Source organism: Paracoccus yibinensis, assembly GCF_030846195.1.
Lineage (GTDB): Bacteria > Pseudomonadota > Alphaproteobacteria > Rhodobacterales > Rhodobacteraceae > Paracoccus > Paracoccus yibinensis.
Map to the genome: position 1 here is coordinate 86,012 of NZ_JAVCWH010000004.1, position 22,965 is coordinate 108,976.

The window sequence follows — 22,965 nt, forward strand, 5'->3', positions numbered from 1 at the left end:
GCAAGGGGAACCTGCCCCCTGTAGATCAGGCCCGCACCGGGACGGGAGGGGGCCATGCAGGACGATCCGAAAACGCTGGTCTCGACCGACTGGCTGGCGGCCCACCTGAACGATCCCGACCTGCGCATCCTGGATGCAAGCTGGCACATGCCCGCCACGGGCCGCGATGCCCGTGCGGAATACGAGGCCGCCCATATCCCTGGCGCGCGCTTCTTCGACATCGACGCGATCAGCGACAAGCGCAGCGCCCTGCCGCACATGGCCCCGCCGGTCGAGATGTTCATATCCCGGATGCGGGCGATGGGCGTGGGCGACGGGCACCAGGTCGTGGTCTACGACAATTCCGACCTGCGCAGCGCGGCGCGGGTCTGGTGGACCTTCCGCCTGATGGGCAAGACAGACGTGGCGGTGCTGGACGGCGGCTTCGCCAAATGGCAGGCCGAGGGCCGCCCGGTCGAGGACATGGCCCCGGTCCTGCGCGACCGTCACATCACCGTGCAGCGCCAGGCCGGACTGGTCCGCGACGTGACCCAGGTGGCCCTGGCCAGCAAGCTTGCCGACCATCAGATCGTCGATGCCCGCGCGCCCGAACGTTTCCGGGGCGAGGCGCCCGAGCCGCGTCCAGGCCTGCGGTCCGGCCACATCCCCGGCGCGCGCAACGTCCCCTTCGGACGGCTGCTGAACGAGGACGGCACCATGAAGGCGCCCGACGCCCTGCGGGCCGAGTTCGAAAACGCCGGCGTGGATCTGAAGCAGCCTGTCATCACCAGTTGCGGCAGCGGCATCACCGCCGCCGTCCTGGCGCTTGCGCTGGAACGGATCGGGCACCGCAACCACTCGCTTTACGACGGAAGCTGGACCGAATGGGGCAGCTTCCCGGACCTGCCCATCGCAACCGGAGACGCCTGAATGCTGTCCAACCTCCAACCTCAAGCCCCCGATTCGATCCTGAAGCTGATCGAGGAGTTCAAGGCCGATACCCGGCAGGGCAAGATCGACCTGGGCGTCGGCGTCTACAAGGATCCGCAGGGGGTGACGCCGGTCATGCGCGCGGTCAAGGCGGCGGAACGGCGGATCTGGGAGACCCAGACGACCAAGGCCTATACCGGCCTGGCCGGAGAGGCCGACTATCGCGACGCCATGGCGCGGATGGTGCTGAAGGACGTGCCGTCTGACCGGCTGGCGTCCTTGGCGACGGTCGGCGGCACGGGCGCGATCCGGCAGGCGCTGGAATTGGCGCGTTTGGCAAATCCGGGGCTGACGGTCTATGTCTCGAACCCGACATGGCCGAACCACCTGTCGATCATGAAGTTCATGGGCCTGCCCTTCGTCGAATACCGCTATTTCGACGCAGAGACCCGTGGCGTCGATTTCGACGGGCTGAAGGAAGACATCGCCAAGGCGGGCAAGGGCGACCTGGTGCTGCTGCACGGCTGCTGTCACAACCCGACCGGCGCGAACCTGACCATGGACCAGTGGGAGGAGGTGGCAGGGATCCTGGAAAAATCCGGCGCGATCCCGCTGATCGACCTGGCCTACCAGGGTTTCGGCGACGGGCTGGAGGAGGACGCCGCCGCCACCCGCATGATCGCCGCTCGCCTGCCCGAGGTGCTGATCGCGGCCTCCTGCTCCAAGAACTTCGGCATCTATCGCGAACGCACCGGCATCCTGTTCGCCCTGGCGGAAAACACCGCCGCGCGCGATCTGTCGCAGGGGGGCATGGCCTTCCTGAACCGCCAGACCTACTCCTTCCCGCCCGATCACGGCGCACGGATCGTCAGCACCGTCCTGACCGATGACGCGCTGCGCGCCGACTGGGCCGCCGAGCTTGAGGAGGTTCGCAACACCATGCTGGGCCTGCGGTCGCAGCTGGCGTCCGAACTGCGGGATCTCTCGGGCAGCGATCGCTTCGACTTCATTGGCCAGCATCGCGGCATGTTCTCCCGGCTGGGAGCCACGCCCGAGCAGGTGGCCAAGCTGAAGTCCGACGCGGCGATCTACATGGTGGGCGATTCGCGGCTGAACATCGCCGGGCTGAACCAGCACACGGTGCCGGTCCTGGCCCGCGCGATCATCGACGCAGGCGTCTGACCCGCGTCAGCCCGGATCGCGGCGCAGGTCGTTGACGCCGCGCAGCACGGGGCCGTTGTCGTCGAAATCGATGGCCATGGCCCCGGTCCGCCGCAGCCGCCTCTGGTCCAGCATCACGCAGGGCCATTCGCCTTGCGGCATCTTTGCCGACACCACGACGATGCGGTTCGGCTGGCAGGCGGCGGGGGCGCGTGTTTCGGCCCCCTTGCCGGTGAAATGCCAGACCTGCCAGCCTTGCGGCAGCGCGGCCATCCGGTCGCGCTTGTCGCCCCGCCAGGCGGGGCGGGAGGCCGACGCCTCTTGCATGGCGGTGTCGCCGTCCTCTTGCAGCCAGGTGCTGACGATGAAGGCCCCGCCGGAAGGCTTCGACACGGCTCGGCCCTGCGCCGTCATCAACCCGACCGCCTCGCCTTCCGGTGCGACCAGCAGCAGGGGGCGGCTGGCGGTCAGCCAGATCGCCCCGGATGCCGCCAGCATCGCCAGCCCCGCCAGAAGACCCGCGCCCGGCAGGCTGGCGCGCCGCGTACTGATGCCCCCGCGCCAGCACAGCACAGCCAGCGTCGCGCCAAAGCACATCAGCGGGATCACCGGCGCGGGCGGCAGGGGCAGCGCCACCACCGCGCCGCCCAGACCCGCCACATATTCCGCAACCCGCAGCATCCAGCGGGTGCCCAGACCCATGACCCACAGCGCCGGACCTGCCAGCCCGACCGGCGCCAGCAGCGCGCCGATTACGCCAGCGGGCATCACCAGGGCGCCCATGACCGGCACGGCCAGCAGGTTCGCGAGCAGGCCATACTGCGCCATCCGGTTGAAATGCGCTGCCGCCAGGGGCGAGGTCGCGATGGACGCCACCAGCGAGGACACCAGCAGCATCGCCACGGGCCGAAGCCAGAAGGGCAGGTGCGGGGCGATGCGCGACCATGGCCCGGCGGACAGGATCAGCGCGACGGTTGCCGCAAAGCTCATCTGGAAGCCGGGATGGGTCACGGCCTCGGGCGAGTAGATCAGGATAATGGTCGCGGCCAAGGCAATGGTGCGCAGCGAAATCGCGCGCCGGTCGGCCATGATCGCCAGCAGCATCACCGCCACCATGACAAAGGCGCGTTCCGTGGCGACGCCTCCGCCCGACAGCCACAGATAGGCGGCTGACGCCAGCAGCGCGCCAAGCGCCGCGATCTTGTGGACGGCCTGCGGCAAGGGGGCGCCCAAGCCCTGCGCCAGCACCAGGGCCATGCGCAGGGCGGTATAGACGAAGCCTGCCAGCATCGACATGTGCAGGCCGGAAATCGAGATGATGTGGTAAAGGTTCGAGGCCCGCATGACCTCGTTCGTGGCTTCCTCGATCCCCGAACGGTCGCCGGTCATCAGAGCCGAGGCCACTGCGCCTTCCTGCCCGCCGATTCCGTCCTGAAGCGCCCGGCTGATCGCCATGCGCGCGCGGTGCATGGCCCAGAGGCCCCCCTCGGCCGGCTCCACTGTCAGGATGGGGGTGCGGGTGTAACCGACGGCGCCCAGGCCTTCGAACCAGGCCAGCCAGCGGAAATCGAAGCTGCCGGGAGATGCCGGGGCGGGCGGCGGGCCAAGATGGCCTGTCAGCATCACCCGCTGCCCCAGGGGCGGCAGGGGGTCCGTCTGGTCCATCAGCGACAGCCGAACCTTGTCGGGAGTGCGGTCGCGTCCGGTATCGCGCAGCACCACCTGGTCCAGGGTGATGCGAATCCGGTCGCGGGCGGAACGGTCGATCTCGACCAGCCGCCCCTCGACCGGGCCGTAATAGCGCCATTCCATGATGGGGGCGGCGACCATGGCCGACCGCAGCCCGATCAGACCGAAGCCCGCGATCACCAGCAGCGCCGCCGCAGTCCCGATCCGCAGCCCATCGGCCAAGGCCCAGCCGATGCGCCCCCGCTCGGCCCAGGGCAGGGCCAGCCGTCCCACGGCAAATGCCAAGGCAGCCAGAAGTGCCAGCGTGATCCATGTCCTGCGGCCGGGTGCGACCGGCAGGGCGAACCACAGCGCGATCCCGCCGGCCAGGCAGACCGGAACCCAGGCGAACAACCCGGCCCGCAGCGTGGCCGACATCCGGGCGGGCGGCGCCGTGACATGGCGGGGGGCAGCCCGCGCCCCCGAAAAGCCCGGCAGCGCCGTCATGTCGCCCTGGGCGGCCATTCTTGTCCTTTCGCACCGGCTTCTCTATTCCTGCGCCAACGATGGCATGGACAGCTTACCAAAGCGTTAATGCCCGCATCGACCCCGAGGAGGCCGCCATGTCCGACACACCTGCAGATCGCCCTGTCGTCACCCGCTTTGCCCCCTCGCCGACCGGCTATCTGCATATCGGCGGGGCGCGCACGGCGCTGTTCAACTGGCTTTACGCGCGGGGCCGAGGCGGCAAGTTCCTGCTGCGGATCGAGGATACCGACCGCGCCCGGTCCACGCCCGAGGCGACCGAGGCGATCCTGAAAGGACTGACGTGGCTGGGCCTCGACTGGGACGGTGACCCGATCAGCCAGATCGCGCGCAAGGATCGCCATGCCGAAGTCGCGCGCGAGATGCTGGCAGCGGGCACGGCCTACAAGTGCTTTTCCACCCCCGAAGAAATTGCAGCTTGGCGCGAGGCGAATCCCCGCCAGCCGTTCCAAAGCCCCTGGCGCGACGCGACCGACCTGCCTGATGCCCCCTATGCGATCCGCCTGCGCGCCCCGCGCGACGGCGAGACGGTGATCGACGATGCCGTGCAGGGGCAGGTGCGCGTGGCGAACGACCAGTTGGACGACATGATCATCCTGCGGTCGGACGGCACGCCCACCTATATGCTGGCGGTGGTGGTGGACGACCACGACATGGGCGTGACCCATGTGATCCGGGGCGACGACCACCTGACCAACACCTTCCGTCAGGTGCAGATCTTCGATGCCATGGGCTGGCCGCGCCCGGTCTTTGCCCATATCCCGCTGATCCATGGCGAGGATGGCAAGAAGCTGTCCAAACGCCACGGCGCCGTGGGGCTGCACGAATTTGCGGCAATGGGCTATCCCCCGGCGGCCATGCGCAACTATCTGGCGCGGCTTGGCTGGAGCCATGGCGACGACGAGCTGTTCGACGACGCCCAAGCGCGGGAATGGTTCGACCTGTCCGGCATCGGCCGGGCGCCCGCGCGGCTGGACTTCAAGAAGCTGGAACATGTCAGCGGCCATCATATCGGCACCATGGAGGATGCCGACCTGCTGGCGGTCCTGGACCAGTTCCTGGCCGACACGGATGCCGTGCCCTTGACGCGGCAACAGCGGGACCGGATCACGGCGGCGCTGCCGGCCTTGAAGGAAAAGGCCAGGACTCTGCCGCAGTTGCTGGACCAGGCCCGCTTCGCGCTGGTCGAGCGTCCCGTGGAACCGGACGAAAAAGCATCAAAGTCTCTGGATTCGGTATCCCGTGGTATGCTGTCCGCGTTGACTGCCGCAGTGCAGCATGCTAGCTGGACCCGAGACGAACTGGAGCAGGCGGCCAAGCAGGTTGCCGAGGAGAACGGCGTGGGCCTGGGCAAGCTTGCGGCGCCCTTGCGGGCCGCCTTGGCTGGCTGCACGACGACCCCCAGTGTGTTTGACATGATGACGGCGCTAGGCCGCGAGGAATCGCTGGCCCGGTTGCAGGACCAGACGGATTTGGCAGGCTGAAGGCCTGCCCTTACATGCCAGGGTCGTCCCCCGTTCAATCGAAGGTCGGCCCGGCCCAGCCGGAAAGGACGCCTTGGATGGCCGACGCCACGAACGCCACACTCAAGATCAACGACTCCGAATACGAGCTTCCGATCCTTCGCCCCACGCAGGGACCGGATGTTCTGGACATCCGCAAGCTGTACGGGCAGGCGGATGTCTTCACCTACGATCCCGGCTTCACCTCGACCGCAAGCTGCGATTCGACCATCACCTTCATCGACGGCGACAAGGGCGAGCTGTGGTATCGCGGCTATCCGATCGAGCAACTGGCGGCGCAGTCGCATTATCTGGAGGTCTGCTACCTGCTGCTTTACGGCAACCTGCCCACGGCCACGCAGATGGAGGATTTCGAGCGTCGCGTGACCCGTCACACCATGGTGCATGAACAGATGCACAACTTCTTCCGGGGCTTCCGCCGCGACGCGCATCCCATGGCGACCATGGTGGGCGTGATCGGCGCGATGTCGGCCTTTTATCACGATTCGACCGACATCAACGATCCGTGGCAGCGCGAGGTCGCGGCGATCCGCCTGATCGCCAAGATGCCGACGATCGCGGCCATGGCCTACAAGTATTCGATCGGTCAGCCTTTCGTCTATCCGCAGAACGAACTGGATTACGCCAGCAACTTCCTGCACATGTGCTTCTCGGTCCCGGCCGAGAAATATGTGGTGGACCCGGCGCTTGCCCGGGCCATGGACCGCATCTTCACCCTGCACGCGGATCATGAACAGAACGCCTCGACCTCGACCGTGCGTCTGGCAGGGTCGTCGGGGGCCAATCCCTTTGCCTGCATCGCGGCGGGCATCGCCTGCCTGTGGGGTCCGGCCCATGGCGGCGCCAACCAGGCCTGCCTGGAGATGCTGCGCGAGATCGGCACCGTGGACCGCATCCCGGAATACATCGCCCGCGCCAAGGACAAGGACGATCCGTTCCGCCTGATGGGCTTTGGCCATCGGGTCTACAAGAACTTCGACCCGCGCGCGAAGGTCATGAAGGAATCGGCGGATGAGGTTCTGGATCTGCTGGGCATCCACGACAACCCGACGCTTCAGGTCGCCAAGGAGCTGGAGAAGATCGCGCTGGAGGACGAGTATTTCGTTTCCAAGAAGCTGTATCCCAACGTCGATTTCTACTCGGGCATCATCCTGGAGGCGATGGGCTTCCCCACCTCGATGTTCACGCCGATCTTCGCGCTGTCGCGCACGGTGGGCTGGATCGCGCAGTGGAAGGAAATGATCGGTGATCCGCAGGCCAAGATCGGCCGTCCGCGCCAGTTGTATGTGGGCGAGGGCAAGCGCGATTACGTCGAGGTCGGCGCGCGCTGATCGGTCGCAGGCTATCAGAGGCCCCTTCGGGGGCCTCTTTGCATGGCGGGCCTTGCGAAGGCGACGGGCCGGTGGCAAGGGGGCAGCCATGACAGAGACACAGAAAATCGCATTGGTGACAGGCGCTTCGCGCGGACTTGGCGCAGCCCTGGCCGAGGAACTGGCCTTGCGCGGCCATCACGTCCTGGCGGTGGCCCGGACCGTCGGCGCGCTCGAGGAACTGGATGATCGCATCCGCCGCGCGGGCGGCAGCGCGACGCTTGCACCCATGGACGTGGCCGAGGCGCCTGCGATGCAGCAACTGGCCCAAGCCGTGCTGGGCCGCTGGGGCGGGCTGGACCTGTGGGCGCATTGCGCGATCCACGCCGCCCCCCTGGCGCCCGCGCCGCATGTCGACGGCAAGGACTGGGCGAAATCGGTGCTGGTTAACATGGACGTGACGCGCGGGCTGATCGCGCTGCTGGAGCCGCTGCTGCGCGCGCGGGCTGGCACGGCGCTGTTCTTCGACGATCCCCGCGCGGGGCAGAAGTTCTTCGGGGCCTATGGCGCGACCAAGGCGGGGCAGATTGCCTTGGCGCGAAGCTGGCAGGCCGAGGCCGCATCCGTTGGCCCGCGCGTGGTCATTGCCGAGCCCGCGCCGATGCCGACCGCCGTGCGCGCGCGGTTCTTTCCGGGCGAGGACCGGGGGGCGCTGACGCCTTGCCGGGATGAGGCAGCGCGGATTCTGAACGCGTTGTGATTGCGTCCCGCGGCGGCCGGGGGACTTCACGTCCCACGGACCCCCTGTGGGATATTTTCATGAAGAAGAAGGTCCCAGCGGCCGGGTCGCCTCGTCGAGCCAGCCGCGCGTGTCGTCGTCCAAGTGGGGTGACAGCGCTTGGCGGACCTGTGCGTGATAGGCGTCGAGCCATTCCACCTCGTCCCGTGACAGCGCCGCAAGGTCGATCAGGCGGGTGTCGATGGGGCAAAGGGTCAGCGTCTCGAACCCCAACAGGGTGCGGCCGGCTTCGGACGGGGCAGGGGCGACGGCGATCAGGTTTTCGATACGGATGCCGAAGGCACCCTCGCGGTAATAGCCCGGCTCGTTGGAGAGGATCATGCCTTCTTCCAAAGGCAGGGTGCTGACACGGCTGATCCGCACCGGCCCCTCGTGGACGCACAGCGCCGCGCCGACCCCGTGACCAGTCCCGTGGTCATAGTCGAGGCCATGTGACCACAGGAACTGGCGCGCGAGGGCGTCAATATGGCCGCCCGACACACCCTGGGGAAAGCGCGCCCGGCTGATCGCGATCATGCCGCGCAGGACGGCCGTATAGGGGGCCACGGCATCGGGAAGCGGTTCGCCGCCCAGCGGCAATGTTCGGGTGATGTCAGTGGTGCCGTCGGGATACTGGCCGCCGGAATCGATCAGCAGGACCTCGCCTGCCGCCAGTCGTCGGTCGGTGGCGCGGGTGACGCGGTAATGGGGAAGGGCGGCGTTCGGTCCCGCGCCGCAGATCGTGTCGAAGCTGATATCGGTGATGCCTGCATCCCGGCGCAGCGATTCCAATTTCTCGACCACGGCGATTTCGGTCAGGTCGGCCGGATCCTGGGCATCCAGCCAGGCCAGCAGCCGCACCATCGCCACCCCGTCGCGCAGGTGGGCGGCGCGCATCCCGTCCAGTTCGGCCGCATTCTTGCGCGCCTTGGGCAGGATTGCGGGGTCGGACGCGCGGGCGATCTGGGTGCCTGCGCTTTCCAGCAGGCGGAAGGCGGCCTCGGGTGCGGTTGCCGGGTCGATGCGGACCGGGCCTTCCAGATCCAGCAGCGCCGGGGCCAGTCCCTCGGGATGCAGGATCGCGACCTGATTGCCCAGATGCGCCCGCAAGGTATCGTCGAACTTGGCGGGATCAGCGAACAGCGCCAGATGGCCGTCATCTGACAAGACCGCGAAGGACTGCACGATCGGGTTCTTGGGCAGGTCGCTGCCCCGGATGTTCAGCAGCCAGGAGATCGAATCCGGCAGGGTCAGCAGGGCCGCCGCCTGCCCATCCTGGCGCAGTTGCGCGGCCAGGCGGGCGCGCTTGTCGGCCGCCGTCTCGCCTGCCACGACCTCGTCATGGGCGCGCGCACGGCCGGCAGGGGGCGCGGGGCGGTCGGTCCAGATCACGTCCAGCGGATTGTGGTCCATTGCGATCAACCCGATGCCGCTGTCGGCAAGCGCCTTTTCCAGCGTCTCGATTTCCTGGCGGGTGTGCAGCCAGGGGTCGAAGCCCAGGCGCCCGCCTGCGGGCAGGGCGTCGCGCAGCCAGTCCGATGGCCTGGTTTCCGGCCAGGGGACCGGCGTGAAATGCGCCAGATCCACCTGCGCCTTGACCTGCACGCGGTAACGCCCGTCGATGAAGACCCCCGCCCGGTCGGCGGTGACGATGGCAAAGCCCGCGCTGCCGGTGAAGCCGGTAAGCCAGGCCAGCCGCGCATCGGCATCGGCCACATATTCGCCCTGATGGACGTCCGCACGGGGCACGATGAAGCCGTCCACCCCATCCGCCGCAAGCCGCGCGCGCAACTGCGCCAATCGAACCGGGTGATCCGCATCGCCCGCAGGATCGTCGAATTTCTGAAAGCTCACAGGTCGATCGCCTTCATGATCTCGGGTTCGATCACCCGCACGCCAGGCAAGCCTTCGATCAGCCCCTGGGCGGATTGTTCCAACAAGGGGAACGTCTTGTAGTGGCAGGGGATTACCGTCTTGAAGTCGAAGTACTTCCTGGCCGCCCAGGCCGCGCGCTTCATGTCCATGGTGAAGTGCCCGCCCGCGCACAGGATGCCGATGTCCGGCTGGTGGTATTCGCCCATCCAGGCCATGTCGGCCATGATGTCCGTATCGCCCGAGACATAGATCACGTGCCCCTCGCCCGCGACCATGTAGCCCGATTCATGGCCGGCATAGATCGGCCCGTCGGCGCCGTTCAACGAACTGGAATGGCTGGCGTTCACCATCGTCACTTTCGCTCCACCCAGATCGACCGTGCCGCCCTTGTTGAACCCGATCCCCTCGATGTCGTGATGCGTGGACCAGCTGCTGACCAGGTCATAGATCCCCGCCACGGGGATCTTCAGCTCCTTGGCGATGGCCAACGTGTCACCGGAATGATCGCCATGGCCATGGGTCAGAAGGATATGGGTCGCACCCTGGATCGCCTCGGCCCGCCGGTCTTCCGGGAAGACCGGGTTGCCGGAAATCCAGGGGTCGATCAGGATCACGGCATTCTCGATTTCCAGGCGAAAGCCGGAATGTCCAAGCCAGGTCAGTTGCATCGCGTTCCCCTTTGCCAATCCTCGGCGCAGGTTAGCGGGGACCCTGGGCCGTGACCAGACCGGTCAGACCCAATACGATCAGACGGGGGCCGCATCCTCCAGCCGCAGGCGCAGCCGTTCGCGTCCGTTCCAGGTCGAGAGATCCAGCTTGCCCGCCAGATGGAAGCGCCGCCCCCTTGCGCCAATCAGCGCGGGGCCAAGCGGGCCGGTCATGGCGCCCCACGCCACGGCCTCAAGCGCGGGGCCGCCGGCGCTGCGGAAGGACAGGCGCAGGTGGCTGTCGCCCATGGTTGCGGCGCTGTCGATCAGCTGGTCGGCAAAGGCGAAGCGCGGCGCGGGGGCCGCCTGCCCGAAGGGGCCCGCGTCTTCCAGGCGGCGATACATCTGCGGCGTTGCCCCCGTGCATTCCATCAGGCCCGAGATCCGCAGGTCGCGCGCGCCCGTCCTTTGCGCCAGATCGGCGGCGATCAGGTCGGACAGGCGTGCCATGGCGGCGGGGATCATGTTTTCGGCCACGGTCAGGCCTGCGGCCATCATGTGCCCGCCACCCTTGATCAGCAGGCCTTCGGATGCAAGCCGGTGGATCGCGCGGCCCAGATCGACGCCGGGAACCGACCGGGCGGACCCCTTGCCGATGCCGTTTTCCACGCCCATCACGACCGAGGGGAGGTCGGTGGCTTCCTTCACGCGCGCGGCGACGATGCCCACGACGCCGGGATGCCAGCCCTGACCGGCGGCCCAGGACAGGCGGGCATCGCCCCGCGCCTCGACCTGGGCCAGGGCCTCGTCACGCACGGCGGCCTCGATGGCGCGGCGGTCACGGTTCAGCATGTCGAGTTCGGCGGCCAGGCGCCCGGCTTCTCGCGGATCGCGGCAGGACAGGCAAAGCGCGCCCAGATCGGCACGCCCCACGCGGCCACCAGCATTGATGCGGGGGCCAAGCAGGAAGCCCAGGTGAAAGGCGCCCGGCGGGCCGTCAAGGCGCGCCACGTCGGACAGCGCGACCAGGCCGGGGCGGCGCCTGCGGGCCATGACAGCCAAGCCCTGTCGCACGAAGGCGCGGTTGACGCCGATCAGGGGCGCGACATCGGCGACGGTCGCCAGCGCCACCAGATCCAGCATCGCCATCAGGTCGGGTTCCGGCCGCCCCTGCGCGCGCAGCACGCGGGCTGCCTGGACCAGCGTCAGGAAGACCACGCCAGCGGCGCAAAGATGCCCCAGCGTGCCATCCTCGTCCGCCCGGTTCGGGTTCACGACGGCCAGCGCAGGCGGCAGGGTTTCCCCGCCCAGGTGGTGATCCAGCACGATGATATCCGTGCCAGCCGCTGCCGCCAGGGCGTCATGGCTCAGCGTACCGCAATCGACGCACACGATCAGGTCGTGATTGGCCGCCAGCGCCGCCATCGCAGGCGCGTTCGGGCCATAGCCCTCGTCAATGCGGTCGGGAATATACAGCGTCGCATCCCGCCCCTGGGCGCGCAGCCAGTCCAGCAGCAGGGCCGCCGAACTGCCGCCGTCCACGTCGTAGTCGGCGAAGATGGCGATCCGTTCGCCCTGGATCGCCGCCGCCACCAACCGGTCCGCCGCAACGCCCATGTCGCGCAGGGACAGCGGATCGGGCAGCAGGTCGCGCAACCGGGGCGTCAGGAAGCCTTCGGCGCCATCCGCCTCGACCCCCCGTTCGGTCAGGATGCGGGCCACGGCCAGGGGCAGGCCCGTCCGCTGCGCCAGCCCTTCGGCCAGGCGGTCGGCGGCACTGTCCGGGCCGATCCACCGCCGATTCGTCAGCGACTGCTCGATTCCCAGAAACGTCACGCCTGCACCTTCTTCTTCACCTAAATATCCTGGGGGGAAGTCCCGCAGGGACGGGGGGCGAAGCCCCCTTACTTGATCGGGTTGCGATAGATCATCCGCCGAACCGAGCCGGTCTTCGACCGCATCAGGATCGTCTCGGTCTGAAGATAGTTCGGCTCGCGCTTGACGCCCGCCACGATGGACCCGTTCGTCACGCCTGTGGCGGCGAAGATCACGTCGCCCGTCACCAGTTCGTCGCGGGAATAGATACGGTCCAGGTCGGTAATCCCGGCCTTGCGGGCGCGGCCCTTTTCGTCGTCGTTGCGGAACAGAAGCTTGCCCCACATCTGACCACCCATGCATTTAAGCGCGGATGCCGCCAGCACGCCCTCGGGGGCGCCGCCCGAACCCATGTACATGTCGATGCCGGTCAGCTCGGCCTCGGCGCAATGGATCACGCCCGCCACGTCGCCATCGGTGATCAGCCGGATCGCCGCGCCGGTGGAGCGGACCTCGGCCACCAGATCCTCGTGGCGCGGGCGTTCCAGGATGCAGACCGTAATGTCGCTGTCCTCGACACCACGGGCGCGGGCCAAGGCGCGCACGCGTTCCGAAGGCGACATATCCAGGCTGACCACGTCGGTCGGATAGCCTGGCCCGATGGCAAGCTTTTCCATGTACACGTCCGGCGCGTGCAGCAGCGTGCCGCGCTGGGCCATGGCGATCACGGTCAGCGCGTTCGGCATGTCCTTGGCGGTCAGCGTGGTCCCTTCCAGCGGGTCCAGCGCGATATCGACCTCGGGGCCTTCGCCGGTGCCGACCTCCTCACCGATATAGAGCATCGGGGCTTCATCGCGCTCACCCTCGCCGATCACCACGACGCCCTTGATGTCCAGCATGTTCAACTGGTCGCGCATGGCGTTGACCGCAGCCTGGTCGGCGGCCTTCTCGTCGCCGCGCCCGATTAGCCGGGCCGAGGCATGGGCCGCAGCCTCGCTGACGCGGGCAAGGCCCAGCGAAAGCATCCGGTCGTTGAAATCCTTGGGCGCGGTCATGTCCATCCCTCGTTGCGACAGCTTGGACGGGTCTTACGCCCCACCCGCCGCAGCGGCAAGCCTGTCGGCGCTAACGCCTAGGCATCGGTCAGATCAAGCGCCAGGGCATGGATGCGGGGCACGATATCGCCCAGCGTCCGGTGGACAAGGCGGTGCCGCTGCACCCGGCCAAGGCCTGCGAAGGCAGGACTGGCCATGCGGATGCGGAAATGGGTCTGGCCGCCGTCGCGGTATCCCGCATGGCCGCGATGGCTTTCGCTTTCATCGATGACCTCCAGCCAGGTGGGGCCAAGCTCTGCAAGCCTTTCGCGCATTTCATCCGCAATCATTCGTCAAGACCTTTCATGTCGCGTCAAAAACCCTAAACTGCCGCCTCCGAGTCGCAAAGGTGCCCCAGGATGAGCAGGAACGATCCGTTCGGATTCGACATTTCGGCCGCGAAGGACAAGAAGCGCAAGAACAAGGGCCGTCGCGGCATGTCTGGCGCCTTCGAAACCTCCACCCGCATCTGCGACAAGCATGGCTGCGACGAGCCGGGCCAGTATCGCGCGCCCAAGAACCCGCGTCACCTGGATGACTATTTCTGGTTCTGCAAGGATCACGTGCGCGAATACAACGCGAACTGGAATTACTTCCAGGGCCAATCCGAGGAAGAATTCCAGCAGTTCATCGACAACGCGACCGTCTGGGAACGCCCCACCAAGCCCTTTGGCAGGGCCGCGCAGGAAGATAAATGGGCCCGCCACGGGGTCAGCGACCCCTTGGAGATCCTGGGCGCCAACGGCACCGCCCCGGAAGTCCGTGCCAAGGCCAGCCGCAAGCTGCCGCCCACCGAACGCAAGGCCCTGGACATCCTGGAGGCCAAGGACACCTGGACCCGCGCCGAGATCCGCAAGCAGTACAAGTCCCTGGTCAAGGACCTGCACCCCGACATGAACGGCGGTGACCGATCCGATGAGGATCGGCTGGCCGAGGTGGTCTGGGCCTGGGATCAGGTCAAGGACAGCCGGTTCTTCAAGGATTGAGGGCGCCGGGGGGCTGCCGCCCCCGTCCTTCGGACTCCCCCGCGGATATTTGGATGAAGAAGAAGCCTGTCAGGCAGACTTGCGGCGGATGAGGGCTGCGGTCAGGGCAAGCAGCGAAAGCAGCATGGCGGGGGCACTGCCCCACCACATCCAGGGTGTTTCCGGCAAGGGTGCAGGCAGGGCGGCGTCGATCTTGCCTTCGACGCCAAGGCCGAGCGACTGGCGGACGTGGCCGTAGGGGTCGATCATCGCGCTGATGCCGGTGTTGGCCGCGCGGATCAGCGGCAGGCCGGATTCGATGGCGCGCAGCCGGGCCTGCGCCAGGTGCTGGTAGGGGCCGGAGAACTGGCCGAACCAGGCGTCGTTTGTGGCCTGCAACAGCCATTCGGGGCGTTGGTCAAGCCCCCGCAGATGTTGCGGAAAGATCGCCTCGTAGCAGATCAGGGGCTGGAAAGCGGGCGCGCCCGGAGCGGACATGATTGCCGGGCCGGGACCTGCGGAATAGCCGTTGCCCTGCTGTGCCGCGAAGGCGGTGATGCCCACCTGCGCCAACGCATCGCCCCACGGGATATATTCGCCGAACGGGACAAGGTGGAACTTGTCATAGATCTGGCCCACCGTCGCATCCGGGTTCAGCGTGACCAGACTGTTGTAGAAACGGCTGCCTTCACGCCGCTGGATGCCCATCACCAGCGGCGCGCCTGCCGCCTGGGCCATGGCGGGCAGGACCGGGCCTGCATCCTCCAGCAGGAAGTTCACGGCCGTTTCGGGCCAGATGACCAGATCGGGCGCGCCGGGTTGCGCCGACAGAGCCAGCAGGCGCTGGAAGAACACCGCTGCCCATTCCGGGTCCCATTTCAGGTGCTGTTCAGCATTCGGCTGGACGATGCGGACGATGGTTGGCCCGTCGGGGGGCAGGGGTTGCGCCAATCGTGCCAGTCCCGCCGCCCACAGTCCGCCAATCAGGGCCAGCCCCAGGGCAGCGGCCGGCAGCGGGCGCAGAAGCGAAGGAAGGACGGCCAGAGCCAGCGTGATCAGGCTGAGGCCGATCGCGCCCGTCCAGGCGGCGGTTTGGGCGACAGGCGTGTCGATCCAGACATGTCCCGTCAGCGACCAGGGTAGGCCGGTGAAAATCCAGCCGCGCAACCAGTCCGACAGTACCAGGGTCGAGGCAATGGCCAGCGCGCGGCGGGGGACACCTGTTGCAAGGCGTGCGGCCAAGGCAGCCGGGACGGCCCAGAACAGCGCACCGCCCAAGGCCGTCAGGACAAGCGCGAAAGGGGCCATCCAGCCATAAATTCGGGCCTCGACCAGAAACGGTTCGACAATCCAGACCATTGACAGGCCAAACCACCCAACGCCGCCGGCCAGCAGGGGCCAGAAGGCGTTGCCCGGACCTGCGGCGCGGCGAACCAGCAGCGCCAAGGCCACCGGGGTCGCGATCCAGATGCCAAAGGGTTGCAGACCAAGCGCCGCGATCAGGCCAAGCGCCAGGTCAACCCAAAGCCGCCGCAGCCGCCCTTGTGGCACAGGGACGCGCATCGGTGGCGGTCAGGCGTCCGCTTCGACGTTGGCCTGGGGTTCCGCGGCGGGCGCCTCGTCAGATTTCTTGCGACGGGTGCGCTTGGGCTTTGGGGTTTCATCGGCCACAGGTTCCACGGGCTCCTCAGCCTTCTTGCGGCGAGTGCGCTTGGGTTTCTCGGCGGGTTCGGCCGGGATGTCGGTGGCCTCGGCCTCTGCCTTCTTGCGACGGGTGCGCTTGGGCTTGGGCGTTTCCTCGGCCACTGGATCGGCGCCCTGAGGGAGAACGACAGGCGCATCGGCCACGGGCACAGGTTCCTGTGTCACCGCCTCGACTGGCATGGCTTCCAGCGGGGTTGCCTCGGGCGATGTCTCGGCCGGTGCAGGGGCTTCAGCGACGGCCTCGACCGCGGGCATATCGGCCAAGGGGGCATCGGGCCGCGCTTCGGACTTCTTGCGGCGGTTGCGGCCGCGGCGCGGCTTGTCGGCCTGGGGCTGGGCAGGTGCAGCCTCGGCTGTCTCGACCGGCTTCTCGGCGCGGTCTTCCGGCTCGGCGGCGACCGAGGCGAGGGCCGGGCGCAGTTCGACCAGCATGAATTCGGGAACGTGATCGCCCATGCCCATCACGGCAGGGCCGCGATGATCCTCGCGGCGGCCCCGACGATCGCGCGAAGGATCCCTGCGGTCGTCCCGGCGGTCTTCACGCTTGTCGTCCCGACGATCCTCGCGGCGCGGTTCCTCGCGCACGGCCTCGGCGCGTTCCTCGCGCGGTTCGCGGCGTTCTTCGTCGCGGTTCCGGTGTTTGTCGCGGCCGCGGTTCTTGTCGCGGCCATTGCGACGATCCTCGCGTCCTGCATGGCGATCGGTCTCGGACAAGATGAATCCTTCTGGCAACGGCGCGCGGGGCAGGGTCTGTTTCACAAGATTTTCGATGGCGGACAGATATTTGTCGTCTGCCGGGGTGGAGATGCTGAAGGCGCTGCCCAGCCGTCCGGCGCGGCCGGTGCGGCCGATGCGGTGGACGTAATCCTCGGCATGCGAGGGCAGGTCATAGTTGAAGACATGGCTGACGGCCGGAATGTCCAGGCCGCGTGCCGCCACGTCGGAGGCCACCAGCAGGCGCAGCTTGCCGTCGCGGAAATTGTCCAGCGTGCGGGTGCGGTGGCTTTGGTCCAGGTCGCCATGGATGGGCGCCGCGTCATAGCCGTGCTTGGCCAGCGACTTGGCGACGATGTCCACGTCGGTCTTGCGGTTGCAGAAGATGATCGCGTTCGTCAGCTTCTCGCCTTCGCCGTCGATCAGGGCGCGCAAGAGGTCGCGCTTCTGCTTGGCGGCAAGATCCCGACGCGAGGGCGCCAGTTCGACCAGCTTCTGGGTGATCGTCTCGCTGGTGGTGGCCTGGCGCGCGACCTCGATCCGTTCGGGGGCGTGGAGGAAGGTGTCGGTGATCCGCTCGATCTCGGGGGCCATGGTGGCGCTGAAGAACAGCGTCTGGCGGGTGAAGGGGGTCAGCTGGAAGATCCGCTCGATGTCGGGGATGAAGCCCATGTCGAGCATCCGGTCAGCCTCGTCCACCACCATGATCTGCACGCCGGTCAGCAGCAGCTTGCCGCGTTCGAAATGATCCAGCAGCCGGCCGGGCGTCGCGATCAGCACGTCCACGCCGCGGTCGATCAGCTTGTCCTGCTCGCCAAAGGACACGCCGCCGATCAGCAGTGCCTTGGTCAGGCGGGTGTGTTTCGCATAGGTGTCGAAGTTTTCCGCCACCTGGGCGGCCAGTTCGCGGGTCGGGCACAGGACCAGCGACCGCGGCATCCGGGCGCGCGCGCGGCCACGGCCCAGCAGCGTGATCATCGGCAGGGTGAAGCTTGCGGTCTTGCCGGTGCCGGTCTGCGCGATGCCCAGCACGTCGCGACCTTCCAGCGCAGGCGGGATGGCGCCGGCCTGGATCGGAGTCGGCGTTTCATACCCTGCCTCGGCGATGGCCTTCAGCACATTGGGGTCAAGCTTCAGATCGGAAAATTTCGTCATTCAGGGGCTTTCCAAGACTTGCGCGCACATGTCCGGCGCGATGCGTTCCATTGCCGCGTTGCCCGGATGGCTGGTGCGGCCTGCAATGGGACGCAAGACTCGCACGCCCCTTCAGTCGGTCCGCCGGATGCGGAGCCATGCAGGGGCTTAGACCAAGTGGACCGCCACGTCAATGTTTCGGCCCGGAAACGTTGCGAAAAATGCCGGTTTTCGGGCTTTGTGTTGACCAAGGGCCACCCCAGGCGGTAACCCGCGCGGGACAGTCAGGAAAGCGATGATGAACCTATTCACCGATCTGCGCGGGGTCGTTCTGGCCGCGCTGGGGCAAATGACGCAGGCGGGCGAACTGCCGCAGGGCCTGGATTTCGCCAATGTGGCCGTGGAACCCCCGCGCGATCCCGCCCATGGCGACATGGCCACCAATGCCGCGATGGTGCTGGCCAAGCCCGCGGGCATGAAGCCGCGAGAGATCGCCGACAAGCTGGCCGCCCGCCTGACCGACCCCCGCATCAGTGCGGCCGAGGTCGCGGGGCCGGGCTTCCTGAACCTGCGCCTGTCGCCCGCCGTCTGGCAGGGCGTGGTGGCGACTGCCATCCGCGAAGGCGCTGATTTCGGGCGTTCCCACATCGGGGCGGGGCAAAAGGTCAACGTGGAATTCGTCAGCGCCAATCCGACCGGCCCGATGCATGTGGGCCATGTGCGTGGCGCGGTCTTCGGCGATGCGCTGGCCAACCTGCTGGCCTTTTCGGGCCACGAGGTGACGCGGGAATATTACATCAACGACGGCGGCGCGCAGGTCGATGTGCTGGCGCGGTCAGCCTATGAGCGGTACCGCGAGGCCAACGGGCTTGAGCCCGAGATCCGCGAGGGGCTTTATCCCGGCGACTATCTGATCCCGGTGGGCGAGGCGCTGAAGGCGAAATACGGCACCAGCCTGCTGGACAAGCCCGAAGCCGACTGGCTGGCCGAGGTGCGCGATTTCGCGACCCTGGCGATGATGGCGATGATCCGCGAGGATCTGGCGGCCCTTGGCGTGCGCATGGATGTCTATTCCAGCGAAAAGGCGCTTTACGGCACCGGCCAGATCGAGGCCGCTATCGAGCGGCTGCGGTCCCTGGACCTGATCTATCGCGGCGTCCTTGAGCCGCCAAAAGGCAAGCTGCCCGAGGATTGGGAGGAACGCGAGCAGCTTCTGTTCAGGTCCACCGCGCATGGCGACGACGTGGACCGGCCTATCCAGAAGTCGGACGGGGCCTGGACCTATTTCGCGCCCGACATCGCCTATCACTGGGACAAGATCGACCGTGGTTTCGACCAGTTGATCGACGTCTTCGGGGCGGATCACGGCGGCTATGTTAAGCGGATGAACGCGGCCGTGAAGGCCCTGTCGAACGGGCGCGTGCCGCTGGACATCAAGCTGATCCAACTGGTGAAGCTTTTCAAGAACGGCGAGCCTTTCAAGATGTCCAAGCGCGCGGGCACCTTCGTCACCCTGCGCGACGTGGTCGAGGAAGCGGGCGCGGATGTCACCCGCTTCATCATGCTGACGCGCAAGAACGACGCGGCCCTGGACTTCGATTTCGCCAAGGTGCTGGAGCAGTCCAAGGACAACCCGGTCTGGTATGTCCAGTATGCCAGCGCGCGGGTTCATTCGGTCCTGCGCCGCGCGGCCGAATCAGGCATCGACGTCAGTGATTCGGTTCTGGCGTCGGCGGATTTGACGCAGCTTTCCCATCCGGCGGAACTGGATCTGGCGCGGAAAGTCGCCGAATGGCCCCGGCTTGTCGAACATGCCGCCCGCGCCCATGAACCCCACCGGGTTGCGTTTTTCCTGTATGAAATCGCCTCTGACCTGCATTCGCTGTGGAACCGCGGCAATGAAGACCTGTCCCTGCGCTTCGTGCAGGATGGCGATCCTGCCACGTCGCAAGCAAAAATTGCGCTGGTTCGCGCAGTTGGCGTTGTTATTTCAAGTGGTCTTGCTATCCTTGGTGTCACGCCGGTCAAGGAAATGCGCTGATTTCACAAAGCGCCCCAGCCGGTTGGAACGGGCAGTCAAGTTCAGGTCGGATCAACCGGCAGGCAGGCAGGCATGGCAGTGATGGATTTCCGCGAAGGCGGCTATGTGTTCTCGCGTCACAAGGTGAAGCGCGAATTCTCGTATGATCAGGGCGGCTGGGACGACCGGTCTGGGGGTGCGCGAATCGCGTCCGAACCCCAGGGCGACGAAAGCCTGACCACCCGATTCGCGCGGCTCACGCATTACCTGGGCGCGGTCGCATCCGTCGCGCTGATGGTGGGGCTGATGGTCTGGGGCTGGCAACTGGTCTCGCGCGACGTGTCGGGCGTGCCGGTGATCCGCGCCATCGCCGGTGACGCGCGCACAACCCCGGCCGATCCTGGCGGGGAACTGACCAACTATACCGGCTATGCCGTCAATACGGTGGCCGAGGGGGTTGATCATCAGCCGACCCAGCAGGTGGCCATCGCCCCTGCGCCCGTGGGCCTGTCGGATGAGGATGTGGCCATGGGCCAGCTGGGCGCCACCGCCCGCGAACCCGTCACCACCTCGGAAGTGCCGCTGAGCTTTGCGGGCGATCCCATCGTGCCGCTTTCGGACAGCGAAGCCCGCGCCCTGGCCGAGGCCGAGGCCCAGCGGCTGGCTATGGCCGACAGCGCCGTCCAGGAAGCGACCATCATCGACGCCCCCGCCAGCGAAGGCCCGGTGAACGAGGCGCTGACGGATGAAAACGGCGCCCCCGCCCAGGCGGCCGCCATTGCCGAAGCCCTGGTCCAGGCCCAGGCCGAGGCCAATCCGGGCGTGTTGACCACCTCGACCCGGCCCGCGCCGCGCCCGCGCAGCACCCGCGTCGCCTCGGCAGGGACGACTGCCACCGACGCGCGCCCCGTGGCCGAGGATCGTCCAGCCGAAGCACCCCAGGCTGCGCCCGAAGCCGCACCCGCCGTGGCACAGGCCAGCGGCCCGCAGGTGCAGCTTGGCGCCTTCGACAGCAGCGCCATCGCTTCCAGCGAATGGAACCGGCTGATGAACAAGCATGTCGTCTTTGGCGGCAAGCAGCAGGTGATCCAGCAGCACCAGTCGAACGGCCGCACCTTCTGGCGGTTGCGCGTCGCAGGCTTCGATTCCCTGTCCGAGGCACGCCAGTTCTGCGCCGCGCTGAAATCGGCGGGCACGGACTGCCTTGCCCTGAACTGATGCCCGCCAACGCCACGATCCTCGGCGGCATCGCCGGAACAGAACTGACCACGGCCGAGCGGGACTTCTTCCGCGCGGCCGATCCGTGGGGCTTCATCCTGTTCGGCCGCAATGTCGAAAGCCCCGACCAGCTGCGCCGCCTGACGGGCGACCTGCGCCACGCGGTTGGCCGCGATGCCGTCATCACCGTCGATCAGGAAGGCGGCCGGGTGCAGCGCCTGCGCGCGCCCCACTGGACCGACTGGCCCGCGCCGCTGGATCAGGTTGGCGCCGGGCCGCGCGCCATGTGGCTGCGCTATCACCTGATCGGGCGGGAACTGCGCGCGGTCGGCATCGACAGCAACTGCGCCCCCACGCTGGACGTGGCGCAGGCCGACACGCATCCCTTCCTGCGCAACCGTTGTTTCGGCACCGATCCCGCCACCGTTGCCGCCCTGGGGCGCGCCGCTGCCGACGGGATGCTGGCGGCGGGCGTGTTGCCGGTGATGAAGCACATGCCGGGCCATGGCCGCGCCATCGCCGACAGCCATCACGGCCTGCCCACCGTCACCGCGTCCGATGATGAACTGGACGCTATGGACTTCGCCCCGTTCCGCGCCCTGCGCCACCTGCCCATGGGCATGACGGCGCATATCCGCTTTACCGCGCTGGATGACGCGCCTGCCACGGCATCGCCCCGCATGATCGCCCTGATCCGCGACCGCATCGGCTTCGACGGTCTCTTGATGACCGACGATATCACCATGAACGCCCTGTCCGGGACCGAGGCGGAAAGGGCAGCCGCCAGCATCGCCGCAGGCTGCGACCTGGTGCTGCATTGCAATGGCACGATCGCCAGCATGGAGCCGGTGGTCGCCGCCGCAGGCCCCCTGAGCCTGGACGCGCAGCGCCGCGCCGACGCCGCCCTGGCGATGCGTTGTGCGCCGCAGGATGCGGATCTTGATGCCCTGATGGCGGAATGGCGCGGCCTGACGGCGGCCATTGCTTGACAGGGAAGCCGCAGGCGCGGATTCTGGAACGCCCGGAAAGACAGCCGAAGCCGTGACCGCACCCGACATCCCCTATCTGCGCCCCGTCCCCGACGGCGACAGCGTCGCGCAACGCCGCGCCGAGGAATCGCTGATCGTCGATGTGGACGGCTTCGAAGGCCCGCTGGACCTGCTGCTGACGCTGGCACGGACCCAGAAGGTGGACCTGATGCGGATTTCGGTCCTGCATCTGGCGGAACAATACCTGGCCTTCGTTGACCAGGCCCGCGCCCTGCGGATCGAACTGGCCGCAGATTACCTGGTCATGGCGGCCTGGCTGGCTTTCCTGAAGTCGCGCCTGCTTCTGCCCCCCGACCCCGAGGCCGAGGGGCCGTCCGCCGAGGACATGGCTGCGCACCTGGCCTTCCAGCTTGAGCGTCTGCAGGCCATGCGCGAGGTCGCGGCGCAACTGATGGCGCGCGACCGGCTGGGGATCAGCCGCTTCGCGCGCGGGGCACCGGAAACCGTGGCGAAACGGCGGCGCACCGAATGGCAGGCGGGCCTGATCGACCTGATGCGCGCCTATGCCCGGCTGAAGACCCGCGACGAATTCCGCCCCTATGCCTTCGACCGGCAGGACGTCTTCACGATGGAACAGGCCCTGGACCGCCTGCGCAGCCTGATCGGCTATGCGGGGGACTGGACGGAACTGGCCGACTTCCTGCCCGATGGCTGGAACGCAGGGGGCGAGCGCCGACGGTCGGCCACGGCGGCAACCTTTGCGGCATCGCTTGAACTTGCGCGGCAGGGCCGGATCGAGATAAGGCAGGCAGCTTCCTTTGCCCCGATCCATTTCCGCCGAAAGCCCGACAGCGACCAGCCGTGACCGATTTCCCGCCCCCATCGCTGGCCCAGC

The 22,965-nt window shown here is 67.5% G+C and carries 18 protein-coding genes; 10 read left to right on the forward strand and 8 right to left on the reverse strand.

The features are described from left to right. Nucleotides 1–54 precede the first annotated feature (54 nt). The gene (sseA, locus tag RAH32_RS10655) at nt 55–909 is read left to right on the forward strand and encodes a 3-mercaptopyruvate sulfurtransferase (RefSeq protein ID WP_306607916.1); all 855 of its coding nucleotides are present in this window, start codon (nt 55–57) and stop codon (nt 907–909) included. Further along, entirely contained in the window at nt 910–2,091 is a 1,182-nt protein-coding gene (locus tag RAH32_RS10660; protein WP_306607918.1) for an amino acid aminotransferase, read from the forward strand. 6 nt (nt 2,092–2,097) lie between these two features. Here the strand turns inward: RAH32_RS10660 and RAH32_RS10665 are convergent, their stop codons facing one another. Further along, nucleotides 2,098–4,263 carry a ComEC/Rec2 family competence protein gene (locus tag RAH32_RS10665; protein ID WP_306607920.1) on the reverse strand — a complete coding sequence of 722 codons (2,166 nt, stop codon included), beginning with the start codon at nt 4,261–4,263 and terminating at the stop codon, nt 2,098–2,100. 98 nt (nt 4,264–4,361) lie between these two features. Between RAH32_RS10665 and gltX the strand changes: the two genes are divergently transcribed. From gltX to RAH32_RS10680, 3 genes are all read left to right on the forward strand, one after another. Beyond that, on the forward strand, nt 4,362–5,768 hold the full coding sequence (gene gltX / locus RAH32_RS10670; RefSeq protein ID WP_306607922.1) for a glutamate--tRNA ligase: 1,407 nt from the start codon (nt 4,362–4,364) through the stop codon (nt 5,766–5,768). Between the two features lie 77 nt (nt 5,769–5,845). Beyond that, entirely contained in the window at nt 5,846–7,138 is a 1,293-nt protein-coding gene (gltA, locus tag RAH32_RS10675) for a citrate synthase (protein WP_306607924.1), read from the forward strand. An 88-nt stretch (nt 7,139–7,226) separates the two neighbouring features. Then, on the forward strand, nt 7,227–7,877 hold the full coding sequence (locus RAH32_RS10680) for an SDR family NAD(P)-dependent oxidoreductase (protein ID WP_306607926.1): 651 nt from the start codon (nt 7,227–7,229) through the stop codon (nt 7,875–7,877). A gap of 57 nt (nt 7,878–7,934) precedes the next feature. Here the strand turns inward: RAH32_RS10680 and RAH32_RS10685 are convergent, their stop codons facing one another. From RAH32_RS10685 to RAH32_RS10705, 5 genes are all read right to left on the reverse strand, one after another. Further along, nucleotides 7,935–9,749 carry an aminopeptidase P family protein gene (locus tag RAH32_RS10685; protein WP_306607928.1) on the reverse strand — a complete coding sequence of 605 codons (1,815 nt, stop codon included), beginning with the start codon at nt 9,747–9,749 and terminating at the stop codon, nt 7,935–7,937. Next, nucleotides 9,746–10,438: a metal-dependent hydrolase gene (locus RAH32_RS10690; protein WP_306607929.1), complete on the reverse strand. Its 693-nt coding sequence runs from the start codon at nt 10,436–10,438 to the stop codon at nt 9,746–9,748. Before RAH32_RS10690 ends, RAH32_RS10685 begins: the two co-directional genes overlap by 4 nt. Before the next feature lie 78 nt (nt 10,439–10,516). Continuing rightward, the gene (gene recJ / locus RAH32_RS10695; RefSeq protein WP_306607930.1) at nt 10,517–12,253 is read right to left on the reverse strand and encodes a single-stranded-DNA-specific exonuclease RecJ; all 1,737 of its coding nucleotides are present in this window, start codon (nt 12,251–12,253) and stop codon (nt 10,517–10,519) included. 68 nt (nt 12,254–12,321) lie between these two features. Next, complete coding sequence (glpX, locus tag RAH32_RS10700) at nt 12,322–13,287, reverse strand: class II fructose-bisphosphatase (RefSeq protein ID WP_207469117.1); 966 nt, start codon at nt 13,285–13,287, stop codon at nt 12,322–12,324. A 77-nt stretch (nt 13,288–13,364) separates the two neighbouring features. After that, nucleotides 13,365–13,616 (reverse strand): BolA family protein, encoded by a 252-nt coding sequence (locus tag RAH32_RS10705; RefSeq protein ID WP_306607931.1) that lies wholly within the window; start codon nt 13,614–13,616, stop codon nt 13,365–13,367. Between the two features lie 69 nt (nt 13,617–13,685). On the opposite strand from RAH32_RS10705, the gene RAH32_RS10710 reads away from it, so the two are divergent. After that, complete coding sequence (locus RAH32_RS10710; RefSeq protein WP_306607932.1) at nt 13,686–14,312, forward strand: J domain-containing protein; 627 nt, start codon at nt 13,686–13,688, stop codon at nt 14,310–14,312. Nucleotides 14,313–14,381: 69 nt separating this feature from the next. Here the strand turns inward: RAH32_RS10710 and lnt are convergent, their stop codons facing one another. Together lnt and RAH32_RS10720 are read right to left on the reverse strand one after the other, a co-directional pair. After that, entirely contained in the window at nt 14,382–15,854 is a 1,473-nt protein-coding gene (lnt, locus tag RAH32_RS10715) for an apolipoprotein N-acyltransferase (RefSeq protein WP_306607933.1), read from the reverse strand. 9 nt (nt 15,855–15,863) lie between these two features. Then, nucleotides 15,864–17,864 (reverse strand): DEAD/DEAH box helicase, encoded by a 2,001-nt coding sequence (locus RAH32_RS10720; protein WP_306607934.1) that lies wholly within the window; start codon nt 17,862–17,864, stop codon nt 15,864–15,866. A 277-nt stretch (nt 17,865–18,141) separates the two neighbouring features. On the opposite strand from RAH32_RS10720, the gene argS reads away from it, so the two are divergent. The 4 genes from argS to RAH32_RS10740 all read left to right on the forward strand — a co-directional run bounded on the left by argS (nt 18,142) and on the right by RAH32_RS10740 (nt 22,935). Beyond that, nucleotides 18,142–19,884 (forward strand): arginine--tRNA ligase, encoded by a 1,743-nt coding sequence (argS, locus tag RAH32_RS10725; protein WP_306608198.1) that lies wholly within the window; start codon nt 18,142–18,144, stop codon nt 19,882–19,884. 72 nt (nt 19,885–19,956) lie between these two features. Then, nucleotides 19,957–21,081, forward strand: coding sequence for an SPOR domain-containing protein (locus RAH32_RS10730; RefSeq protein WP_306607935.1), 1,125 nt, complete (start codon nt 19,957–19,959; stop codon nt 21,079–21,081). After that, the gene (gene nagZ, locus RAH32_RS10735; RefSeq protein WP_306607936.1) at nt 21,081–22,070 is read left to right on the forward strand and encodes a beta-N-acetylhexosaminidase; all 990 of its coding nucleotides are present in this window, start codon (nt 21,081–21,083) and stop codon (nt 22,068–22,070) included. The genes RAH32_RS10730 and nagZ overlap by 1 nt, the downstream gene beginning before the upstream one ends. A 52-nt stretch (nt 22,071–22,122) precedes the next feature. Then, complete coding sequence (locus RAH32_RS10740; protein WP_306607937.1) at nt 22,123–22,935, forward strand: segregation and condensation protein A; 813 nt, start codon at nt 22,123–22,125, stop codon at nt 22,933–22,935. Nucleotides 22,936–22,965: the final 30 nt, after the last annotated feature.

Bases quoted from the DNA above. Each gene is read 5' to 3' on its own strand.
- sseA (WP_306607916.1), top strand. From the start codon at position 55: ATGCAGGACGATCCGAAAACGCTGGTCTCGACCGACTGGCTGGCGGCC.
- RAH32_RS10660 (WP_306607918.1), top strand. From the start codon at position 910: ATGCTGTCCAACCTCCAACCTCAAGCCCCCGATTCGATCCTGAAGCTG.
- RAH32_RS10665 (WP_306607920.1), bottom strand. From the start codon at position 4,263: ATGGCCGCCCAGGGCGACATGACGGCGCTGCCGGGCTTTTCGGGGGCG.
- gltX (WP_306607922.1), top strand. From the start codon at position 4,362: ATGTCCGACACACCTGCAGATCGCCCTGTCGTCACCCGCTTTGCCCCC.
- gltA (WP_306607924.1), top strand. From the start codon at position 5,846: ATGGCCGACGCCACGAACGCCACACTCAAGATCAACGACTCCGAATAC.
- RAH32_RS10680 (WP_306607926.1), top strand. From the start codon at position 7,227: ATGACAGAGACACAGAAAATCGCATTGGTGACAGGCGCTTCGCGCGGA.
- RAH32_RS10690 (WP_306607929.1), bottom strand. From the start codon at position 10,438: ATGCAACTGACCTGGCTTGGACATTCCGGCTTTCGCCTGGAAATCGAG.
- glpX (WP_207469117.1), bottom strand. From the start codon at position 13,287: ATGACCGCGCCCAAGGATTTCAACGACCGGATGCTTTCGCTGGGCCTT.
- RAH32_RS10705 (WP_306607931.1), bottom strand. From the start codon at position 13,616: ATGATTGCGGATGAAATGCGCGAAAGGCTTGCAGAGCTTGGCCCCACC.
- RAH32_RS10710 (WP_306607932.1), top strand. From the start codon at position 13,686: ATGAGCAGGAACGATCCGTTCGGATTCGACATTTCGGCCGCGAAGGAC.
- lnt (WP_306607933.1), bottom strand. From the start codon at position 15,854: ATGCGCGTCCCTGTGCCACAAGGGCGGCTGCGGCGGCTTTGGGTTGAC.
- RAH32_RS10720 (WP_306607934.1), bottom strand. From the start codon at position 17,864: ATGACGAAATTTTCCGATCTGAAGCTTGACCCCAATGTGCTGAAGGCC.
- argS (WP_306608198.1), top strand. From the start codon at position 18,142: ATGAACCTATTCACCGATCTGCGCGGGGTCGTTCTGGCCGCGCTGGGG.
- RAH32_RS10730 (WP_306607935.1), top strand. From the start codon at position 19,957: ATGGCAGTGATGGATTTCCGCGAAGGCGGCTATGTGTTCTCGCGTCAC.
- nagZ (WP_306607936.1), top strand. From the start codon at position 21,081: ATGCCCGCCAACGCCACGATCCTCGGCGGCATCGCCGGAACAGAACTG.